At 40.9% G+C, this 9,368-nt stretch carries 8 protein-coding genes; 7 read left to right on the plus strand and 1 reads right to left on the minus strand.

Features of this window, described 5'->3' with window-relative positions:
* Window positions 1–68: 68 nt before the first annotated feature.
* Window positions 69–974 carry a tRNA pseudouridine(55) synthase TruB gene (gene truB / locus WDC_RS08400; RefSeq protein WP_044011414.1) on the plus strand — a complete coding sequence of 302 codons (906 nt, stop codon included), beginning with the start codon at window positions 69–71 and terminating at the stop codon, window positions 972–974.
* Between the two features lie 30 nt (window positions 975–1,004).
* On the plus strand, window positions 1,005–1,964 hold the full coding sequence (gene ribF, locus WDC_RS08405) for a riboflavin biosynthesis protein RibF (protein WP_044011415.1): 960 nt from the start codon (window positions 1,005–1,007) through the stop codon (window positions 1,962–1,964).
* Between the two features lie 5 nt (window positions 1,965–1,969).
* On the opposite strand, the gene WDC_RS08410 is transcribed toward ribF, so the two are convergent.
* A complete protein-coding gene (locus tag WDC_RS08410; RefSeq protein WP_044011416.1) occupies window positions 1,970–2,338 on the minus strand; it encodes a hypothetical protein in 369 nt (122 codons plus the stop codon).
* A gap of 113 nt (window positions 2,339–2,451) precedes the next feature.
* Between WDC_RS08410 and hrcA the strand changes: the two genes are divergently transcribed.
* The 5 genes from hrcA to lepA all read left to right on the plus strand — a co-directional run bounded on the left by hrcA (window position 2,452) and on the right by lepA (window position 9,302).
* Entirely contained in the window at window positions 2,452–3,492 is a 1,041-nt protein-coding gene (gene hrcA / locus WDC_RS08415; RefSeq protein ID WP_044011417.1) for a heat-inducible transcriptional repressor HrcA, read from the plus strand.
* 14 nt (window positions 3,493–3,506) lie between these two features.
* Window positions 3,507–4,118 (plus strand): nucleotide exchange factor GrpE, encoded by a 612-nt coding sequence (gene grpE, locus WDC_RS08420; RefSeq protein ID WP_044011418.1) that lies wholly within the window; start codon window positions 3,507–3,509, stop codon window positions 4,116–4,118.
* A 28-nt stretch (window positions 4,119–4,146) separates the two neighbouring features.
* Complete coding sequence (gene dnaK, locus WDC_RS08425) at window positions 4,147–6,015, plus strand: molecular chaperone DnaK (RefSeq protein WP_044011419.1); 1,869 nt, start codon at window positions 4,147–4,149, stop codon at window positions 6,013–6,015.
* A gap of 109 nt (window positions 6,016–6,124) precedes the next feature.
* Window positions 6,125–7,261, plus strand: coding sequence for a molecular chaperone DnaJ (gene dnaJ, locus WDC_RS08430; RefSeq protein WP_044011420.1), 1,137 nt, complete (start codon window positions 6,125–6,127; stop codon window positions 7,259–7,261).
* Between the two features lie 199 nt (window positions 7,262–7,460).
* Window positions 7,461–9,302, plus strand: coding sequence for a translation elongation factor 4 (lepA, locus tag WDC_RS08435; protein WP_044011421.1), 1,842 nt, complete (start codon window positions 7,461–7,463; stop codon window positions 9,300–9,302).
* The last annotated feature ends 66 nt before the right edge of the window (window positions 9,303–9,368 follow it).

A 9,368-nucleotide genomic window follows, 5' to 3' on the forward strand; every position in this document is an offset into this window, starting at 1 on the left:
CAGGTTGATTTCTTTTTTTATCCAAATCGTCGCTATGGTATAATTAAACCTTGTTTGGAGGGAGTTATATGGATGGAATTATTCCATTATTTAAAGAGCGTGGCTTAACGAGTCACGATTGTGTCAATCAGTTACGAAAAATTTTGCATACAAAAAAAATTGGTCATTCGGGTACATTAGACCCCAATGTTGATGGTGTTTTACCAATTTGCGTTGGCAAAGCTACCAAAGTAGTGGAATATTTAATGGCATCAGGTAAGCAGTATACCGGCGAGTTATATATTGGCAAGGCAACAACAACTCAAGATTTAGATGGCGAAGTAATTGAGACAAAATCGCTGCAGGAACCCATCACGAATGATGAGATAATTGCTGCAATGGCAAAATTAACTGGCACGATTACTCAAATTCCACCAATGTATTCGGCCGTTAAAGTTAATGGCCGTAAATTATATGAATACGCCCGCGCTGGTGAAACAGTGAAACGACCTAAACGCCAGATTGAAGTGCAGCGATTTGAGCTAACATCAACTGAATTTGACGAAGCAACTCACAGTCAGCGGGTTCGTTTTGTTGTGGATTGCGGTAAGGGTACTTACATTCGCACACTGGTGGTGGATTTGGCCAAAATTCTCGGGTTCCCTGGTGTGATGAGCGATTTGACGAGAACAAAGAGTGGCGGCTTTAATTTGGCTCAGACGATGACAATTGCTGACATTCAGACAGCGGTTGCTCAAGATTCAATTATCAATCATTTATTTCCACTTGATTATGCCTTAGCTAAATATCCAGCGGTTACGCTGACTGATGAGTTATGGCAGGGTGTGCAACACGGTGTTTGGCTGCGTTTTGACGAAATTAATTCCACTGAATCTGTTGTTGCGTTGCAATTTAAGCAACAAATAAAGGCACTGTATCAGCGAAATGAAGAAAAGAAATGTTACCAACCACTAAAAATGTTTTCAGTGGAGTAGCAATATATCGGCACAGAGAGGAGTGGTAACGTGCAAATAATTCACATTCATCATCCATTTGACCCTCAACAAATTAAAGTTGATGATGTTGTGCTAGCGATGGGTTTTTTTGATGGTGTTCATCGCGGACATCAAGCTGTAATTAAGCGGGCCAAGAAGATTGCAAATAATAAAAATTTACCGTTAGCGGTGTTAACGTATGATCACCATCCAGCAATTGTGTACCAAAGCAGCGAACAGCCGTTGACCTATTTGTCACCACTAACCCGTAAATTGGCACTAATGAAACAACTTGACGTTGATATTGTTTACGTGGTTAGTTTTACATCGGCGTTATCCGCATTAACACCACAGGAATTCGTGAACCAGTATATTGTTGGGTTTCATGCGACTGTGGCGGTAGCGGGATTTGACCATACATATGGTCCTAAACAGGTTGCCACGATGGCTAACTTGCCTAAATATGCTCAGGGGCGATTTGAAGTTGAGACGGTGACCCCTGAGCTACAAAATGGCGAAAAAATTAGTTCTACTAAGATTAGAGCGTTGCTTGATCGAGGTGCCATTGAACAAGCAAACCAACTGTTCAATTATCAGTATCAAACTAGTGGTATTATTGTGCACGGTGAAGCACGTGGTCGTGAGCTAGGTTTTCCGACTGCAAATATTCAGTGGCCGACTGATGAACGAATGCCAAGTGTTGGTGTCTATGTAGTGATGCTTAAAATTGGTGAACAGTGGCTTCGTGGCATGGCTTCGATTGGTTATAATATTACATTTGGCAATCAACGCCCGAAAACCCTAGAAATATATTTACTTGATTTTGACCAGGCTATTTATGGTGAAAACGTGCAAGTGAAGTGGATTAAAAGATTGCGCAATGAGATTAAATATACAACTGCGGCAGACCTAGTTGAGCAGTTAAAGCAAGATGAAATTGACACACGCAGAACATTTGCGACAGTCACAAATTCACCAAACTTACAGTAAAACTGTTAATGATGGCTAGAACGGTGTTCGTGATTGCCACTGTTTTTAATAGTGTGTCGCTTTAAACTAACAGATTGTTCATCGGTTAATTTAAAATATTTCATTTTATAATGGAACGGTTGGTTCATCATCTTAGTTCGCGTCCAAGTTTGCAATGCTACAATCATGTGATTTAGGTTTTCAAGTTGTTTTTGGTTCTGTTCCTGGATAGCTGCCTGCAAAATGTCAGTTTGTAACCGTTGGATCAGTTGTTGATGATAGGCTAATAGTTTCTTTGTTAATGGGGCGTGGCGGTACTGATTAAACAACTTTTCAATCGTTTTCATGGCATCGATTACGTTACGTGGTTGCACATACCGGTTTTTATTTTTCATAGAATTCCCCTTGATAATTGGTTACTTTTCTTGACTTTCAAAGCACAGGTTGGTATATTGTAAATTGTGTTTAGCACTTGAGTATGTCGAGTGCTAAAAAGGAAGTGATAATGATGTTAACACAGCGCCAAAATGCGATCCTTCAAGCGATTGAACGCCAATATACTGATACGGGTCAACCTGTTGGGTCAAAGGTTCTAGCTACATTGCTACCGGTAAAAGTTAGTTCAGCGACCATCCGTAACGAAATGGCGGAATTGGAGGAACAGGGGCTAATCAGCAAGGAGCATTCTTCTTCTGGTCGTGTTCCCTCAACGAAAGGCTATCGATATTACGTGGATCATTTGCTGGATCAGCAGGCCGTCGATGCAAGCGATGTTGCGATTATTCAAAACTCTTTTGGAACGAATTTTCATAAAATTGATGAAATTGTTTCACAGTCGGCGGATATTTTATCTAACTTGACTTCGTTTACTACTTTTACCCTGAAACCAGAACAAAAAGATATTCGGTTGAGTGGATTCCGGCTTGTGCCGCTGGGTAATCATCAAGTCATGGCTATTTTGGTGACTGACAGTGGTGAGGTTGAAAGTCAGACTTTTGCAATTCCGCCAGATATGAATACGGACGAATTAGAATCCGTGATTAGATTGATTAACGATCAATTGGCGGGCTTGCCATTACGAGAAGTATTACAACGGCTTCAGCAAGATATTCCAATGCGGGTGATGCATTATATGCATAGTCCTAATGGAGTTCTTGATATCTTTGATAACATTTTATCGCATGCTTCTTCGGAACGATTTTTCGTTGGCGGACGCATGAATTTATTGGGCTTTTCGCACAATAACGATCCACGTGTATTACAGGCCTTATATGGCCTACTAGACAAAAATGAAAATTTGGCCGATTTCTTAGATCCGCAAAATGATGATGTTAACGTCTTGATTGGTAATGAAATTTCGAATAAGCTGTTGAAAGATTTTAGTTTGATTACAGCCACTTACGATGTTGACCAATATGGCAAAGGAATTATTGCGGTCTTGGGACCAACACGGATGCCATATTCACGTACCATTGGCATTGTCAGTGCGTTTCGCCAGGAATTAGCACGCCAGTTGCTTGAATATTATCACCGTTATTATGATCAATAGGAGGGAATTAATCAATGGCTGAGAAACAAACGGATGAGTCCAAAAACAGTCCAACTAGTGCAACAAAAGAAGCCGTAAAGGCGGAGGCAACGGCTGATGAGTCTAAAACGGCTCCTAAAAAAGAAACAAAAAAAGCTGAGAAAAAAGATAGCAAAAAAAAGGTTGAGACATTAAATCAAGAAATCGCTAAATTGAAGCAGCAAGTTGATGCTGGTCAGGATCAGTATTTACGGGCCGAAGCTGAAATTCAAAATATGACGACTAGATTTAAAAAAGAGCAAGCACAGATTATGAAGTATGATGGTCAATCATTGGCGAAGGGAATTTTGCCAGTGATGGATAACCTGAAACGGGCCCTTGAAATTGAAGTTCACGATGAAAGTGGCGAGCAGTTGAAAAAGGGAATTCAGATGGTTCACGATCATTTAAAAGAAGCGTTAACGAGTAATTCAGTGACTGAAATTGATGCGCTCGGACAAAAATTTGATCCGACCTTACACCAAGCTGTTCAAAGTGTAGCTGTACAAGGTGATCAAAAACCTGACACGGTTGTTCAGGTACTCCAAGCTGGCTATCAGCTCAAGGACCGTGTACTACGACCAGCAATGGTTGTTGTTGCACAATAAAAATTAAAAATGAAGAGGGAAATAAAAGATGGCAAGTAATAAAATTATTGGAATTGATTTAGGAACAACGAACTCGGCAGTAGCAGTGATGGAAGGTAAAGATCCAAAGATCATTACTAATCCAGAAGGTAGTCGGACAACCCCATCAGTTGTGTCATTTAAAGATGGTGAAACACAAGTTGGTGAAGTTGCTAAACGGCAGGCAATTACGAATCCAAACACAATTGTTTCAATTAAGAGTCACATGGGTGATGCTAATTACACCGTTGAGGTTGAAGGTAAGAAGTATACCCCACAAGAAATTTCAGCGATGATTCTACAATATTTGAAAAAATATGCTGAAGACTATTTAGGTGATGAAGTAACCCAGGCCGTTATTACGGTTCCTGCATACTTTAATGATGCGCAACGTCAAGCTACTAAAGATGCTGGAAAGATTGCCGGATTGGATGTTAAGCGGATCATCAACGAACCAACCGCTTCATCATTGGCCTATGGTCTAGACAAAAAAGATAAAGATGAAAAAGTCTTGGTTTATGATCTTGGTGGTGGGACATTTGATGTTTCAATCCTTGAATTAGGCGATGGTGTCTTCCAAGTACTTTCTACTAATGGTGATACTCATCTTGGTGGGGATGACTTTGATAAGAAGATCATTGATTGGCTTGTTTCTGAATTTAAGCAAGAAAATGGTGTTGACTTGTCACAAGACAAGATGGCAATGCAACGGTTGAAGGATGCTGCTGAAAAAGCTAAAAAAGACCTTTCTGGTGTTAACGAAGCACAAATTAGCTTACCATTTATTTCTGCTGGTGCTGCTGGCCCATTACATATGGAAAAAGCATTGACCCGGGCACAATTTAATCAATTAACTGTTGATTTAGTTGAAAAGACTAAACAACCTGTATTGAATGCCTTAAAGGATGCAGATTTATCATTTAGTGATATCGATGAAGTGATCCTTAATGGTGGTTCAACTCGGATTCCAGCCGTTCAAGAAATGGTTAAGGACTTGACTGGCAAGGAACCTAACCATTCAATCAACCCTGACGAAGCTGTTGCCATCGGTGCGGCAGTTCAAGGTGGTGTCTTGACTGGTGATGTTAAGGATGTCGTGTTGTTAGATGTTACTCCACTGTCGCTTGGAATTGAAACAATGGGTGGTGTCTTCACTAAGTTAATTGATCGTAACACAACGATCCCAACTTCAAAGAGCCAAACATTCTCAACTGCTGCCGATAATCAACCGGCTGTTGATATTCACGTGCTTCAAGGTGAACGACCAATGGCGGCCGACAACAAGACATTAGGTAATTTCCAACTAACAGACATTCCTGCTGCTCCTCGTGGCGTGCCACAAATCCAAGTTACTTTTGATATTGATAAAAACGGTATTGTGAACGTTTCTGCTAAGGATATGGGTACTAACAAGGAACAAAAAATTACCATCAAGAGTAATTCTGGTTTGTCAGACGACGAAATTGATCGCATGATGAAGGAAGCGCAAGAAAACGAAGAAGCCGACAACAAGAAGAAAGAAGAGGTTGACTTAAATAATGAAGTTGATCAACTCTTATTCCAAGTTGACAAAACCTTAGGCGAACTTAAGGGCAAGGTTTCAGACGAAGAAGTTAAAAAAGCTGAAGATGCACGTGATGCATTGAAGAAGGCTAAAGAAGATAAAAATATCGAAGACACGAAGACCAAAAAAGATGACTTGAACAAGATCGTTCAAGACTTATCAGTTAAGTTATATCAGCAAGCACAAGAAGCACAAGGTTCAGGTGCTGCTGCCGATGATGGAAAAGCAACTGGTGATGACAAAGGCAAATCAGATGATGGTAAGACTGTTGATGGTGACTTTGAAGAAGTTGACCCAGACGATAAGAAAAAGTAGGCTCATTTAGCTTAATTTTGTAAAAGCCAAAGACGTTTGTGCTTTGGCTTTTACTTCGTCTACAATAATATGGTATAACTAGTGCAATAAATTTTTTTGGGGGACCAGCATGGCAGAAAAAGATTATTATGACATTTTAGGTGTTTCAAAAGATGCATCACAAGATGAGATTAAAAAGGCTTATCGTAAGCTTTCAAAAAAGTATCATCCAGATATTAACAAAGAACCAGGTGCCGAACAAAAATTTAAGGATGTTAATGAAGCTTACGAAACGGTTGGCGACGAGCAAAAGCGCAGCCAATATGATCAATATGGTTCAGCCGGTCCCCAAGGCCAAGGCTTTGGCGGCGGTGGCCAAGGTCAAGGATTCGGTGGCTTTGGCGGTGGCGGTGGTTTCGACGATATTTTCAGTCAATTTTTCGGTGGTGGTTCGCGGCAACGTGATCCATCGGCACCAACGCCTGGACGCGATTTGCAGTATAATATGACGCTTAAATTCGAAGAAGCCATTTTTGGTAAAGAAACAACGATCAAGTATAATCGGCAGGCACAATGTGAAACTTGTGGTGGTAATGGGGCAAAACCTGGTACTTCACCAACTACCTGTCACAAATGTGGTGGTCGCGGCGTGATTGATGTTGTTCAAAATACGCCACTAGGACGTATGCGTTCGCAACAAACTTGTGATGTTTGTGGTGGTACGGGTAAGGAAATCAAAGAAAAGTGTGAAACTTGTGGTGGTAGTGGGCACGTCTCACAACGCCACGAATTAAAAGTTAATGTTCCCGCTGGTGTTGATGATGGTCAACAGATGCGGTTACAAAATCAAGGTGAAGCCGGAGACAATGGTGGCCCCTACGGCGATTTGTACATTGTTTTTCGAGTTACACCGAGTCGAGAGTTCAAACGAGATGGGTCTGATATTTTCTTTGATCAGCGAATCTCATTTGCACAAGCAGCATTAGGCGATGAAATTCAAGTAAAAACCGTCCATGGTGATGTGAAGTTGAAGGTTCCGGCTGGAACACAAACGGAAACTAAATTCCGCTTACGTGGTAAGGGAGCTCCCAAGTTAAATGGGAATGGCATTGGTGATGAACATGTCACTGTCCACGTTCAAACGCCTAAGAATCTAAATAAGCGCCAAAAAGAAGCGTTGGCTGCATTTGCGGCTGCCGGCGGTGAAAAAGTAGCTGGAATTAAGAAGAATGTGTTTGATAAGCTGAAAGATGCATTTGATGACTAATATGTATAAGTGCAGCTAATAATGAGAGTGTGCAAACAGGTCTCACGTGGTCAATTTTGCCTACGCGAGACCTGTTTGTTTGTCTCCGATAAATATAGCAATGGAACCTGCATTTTAAACTTCAATCATCAATGATTGAGTTGCACTGGTTGCATTGGTATACTGGTTACTAATGAATGCGGAGAAAGTGAGCATAAGAATGAACTTAGATGAAATGAAAGAACGACAAAAGCATATTCGTAACTTTTCAATTGTGGCTCATATTGATCATGGCAAATCAACGTTAGCGGACCGAATTTTGGAATTAACGGACACGGTTTCTAAACGAGAAATGCAGGATCAACTATTAGATACAATGGATTTGGAACGAGAGCGTGGCATTACGATTAAACTAAATGCGGTGGCACTAAATTACCACGCTAAAGACGGTGAAACGTATATTTTTCACTTGATTGACACTCCCGGTCACGTTGATTTTTCGTATGAAGTATCCCGTTCATTGGCGGCTTGCGAGGGGGCTATTTTGGTAGTTGATGCTGCGCAAGGCGTTGAGGCGCAGACACTTGCCAATGTTTATTTGGCACTGGACAATGATTTAGCGATCATTCCTGTAATTAATAAAATTGATTTGCCTTCAGCCGAACCTGAAAAAGTACGCCAACAAATTGAAGATGAAATTGGGTTGGATGCGTCCGACGCTGTGTTGGCAAGTGCTAAAGCAGGAATTGGGATCGAAGAAATTTTGGAACAAATTGTCAAAAACGTGCCTGCTCCGGACGGTAAGCTAGACGTACCGTTGAAGGCGTTAATTTTTGACTCAATTTATGATGATTATCGTGGTGTGGTGCTCAGTGTGCGGGTCTTTGAAGGAACTGTTAAAGCTGGTGATCGGATTAAGTTAATGAATGGTGGCACTGAGTATGAGGTCACGCAAGTGGGATTTAACTCGCCTAAACCAATTGCGCGTGATATTTTAATGGCTGGCGATGTTGGCTATATTACCGCCAGCATCAAGGATATCCAAGATACACAAGTTGGTGATACAGTAACCAGCGCAGCACAACCAACTGCAAAGGCGTTAGAAGGATATCGTAAAATGAATCCGATGGTTTACTCAGGATTGTACCCGACTGATAACGCCAAATTTAATGATTTACGCGAGGCGTTGGAAAAATTGCAGTTAAATGACGCTGCTTTGACGTTTGAACCAGAGTCGTCACAAGCACTTGGATTTGGGTTTCGGTGTGGGTTCCTGGGATTACTTCACATGGATGTGGTACAGGAACGCTTGGAACGCGAATTTAACCTTGATCTGATTACCACGGCGCCATCTGTAACGTACCATGTTGAATTAACAGATGGAACAAAAAAAGTGGTTGAAAATCCGGCTGAAATGCCGGATGCATCAGAAATTAAGGCAATTAACGAACCGTTTGTTAAGGCCCAAATTATGGTGCCTAATGAGTATGTCGGCCCCGTAATGGAACTATGTCAGCGGAAACGTGGTATTTTTGAAACGATGGATTATTTAGATGACATTCGTGTAAATGTAATTTATCACATTCCACTGTCGGAAATTATTTTTGATTTCTTTGATAAATTGAAGAGTAGCACGCGCGGTTATGCATCATTAGACTATGAATTAGAAGATTACCGACCGAGCAAATTAGTTAAAATTGATATTTTATTGAACAGCGACAAAGTGGACGCACTGAGTTTTATTGCACACACTGATTTTGCTGCTCAGCGGGGTCGTGATATTACCGCTAAGCTAAAGACAATTATTCCACGGCAAAATTTTGAAATTCCAATTCAAGCAGCAATTGGTTCTAAGATTATTGCCCGCACGAATATTAAGGCTTATCGCAAGGATGTTACCTCTAAAATTCATACAGGAGATCCAGACCGGCGTGCAAAATTATTAGATAAACAAAAGCGCGGCAAAAAGCGAATGAAATCAGTGGGTGTAGTGGATATCCCGCAAGAAGCTTTTATGTCGGTCTTGCAAACTGGTGAAGAAGAAGCTCATAAGAAAAAATGATCTAGCAAGAAATAAAGAGAGTGAGAAAGTAGTGTTCGTAAAATAAAATGGGGCTGATGTAAAAAA

It is taken from the genome of Paucilactobacillus wasatchensis (assembly GCF_000876205.1).
Lineage (GTDB): Bacteria > Bacillota > Bacilli > Lactobacillales > Lactobacillaceae > Paucilactobacillus > Paucilactobacillus wasatchensis.

Bases quoted from the DNA above. Each gene is read 5' to 3' on its own strand.
- truB (WP_044011414.1), top strand. From the start codon at position 69: ATGGATGGAATTATTCCATTATTTAAAGAGCGTGGCTTAACGAGTCAC.
- WDC_RS08410 (WP_044011416.1), bottom strand. From the start codon at position 2,338: ATGAAAAATAAAAACCGGTATGTGCAACCACGTAACGTAATCGATGCC.
- hrcA (WP_044011417.1), top strand. From the start codon at position 2,452: ATGTTAACACAGCGCCAAAATGCGATCCTTCAAGCGATTGAACGCCAA.
- grpE (WP_044011418.1), top strand. From the start codon at position 3,507: ATGGCTGAGAAACAAACGGATGAGTCCAAAAACAGTCCAACTAGTGCA.
- dnaK (WP_044011419.1), top strand. From the start codon at position 4,147: ATGGCAAGTAATAAAATTATTGGAATTGATTTAGGAACAACGAACTCG.
- dnaJ (WP_044011420.1), top strand. From the start codon at position 6,125: ATGGCAGAAAAAGATTATTATGACATTTTAGGTGTTTCAAAAGATGCA.
- lepA (WP_044011421.1), top strand. From the start codon at position 7,461: ATGAACTTAGATGAAATGAAAGAACGACAAAAGCATATTCGTAACTTT.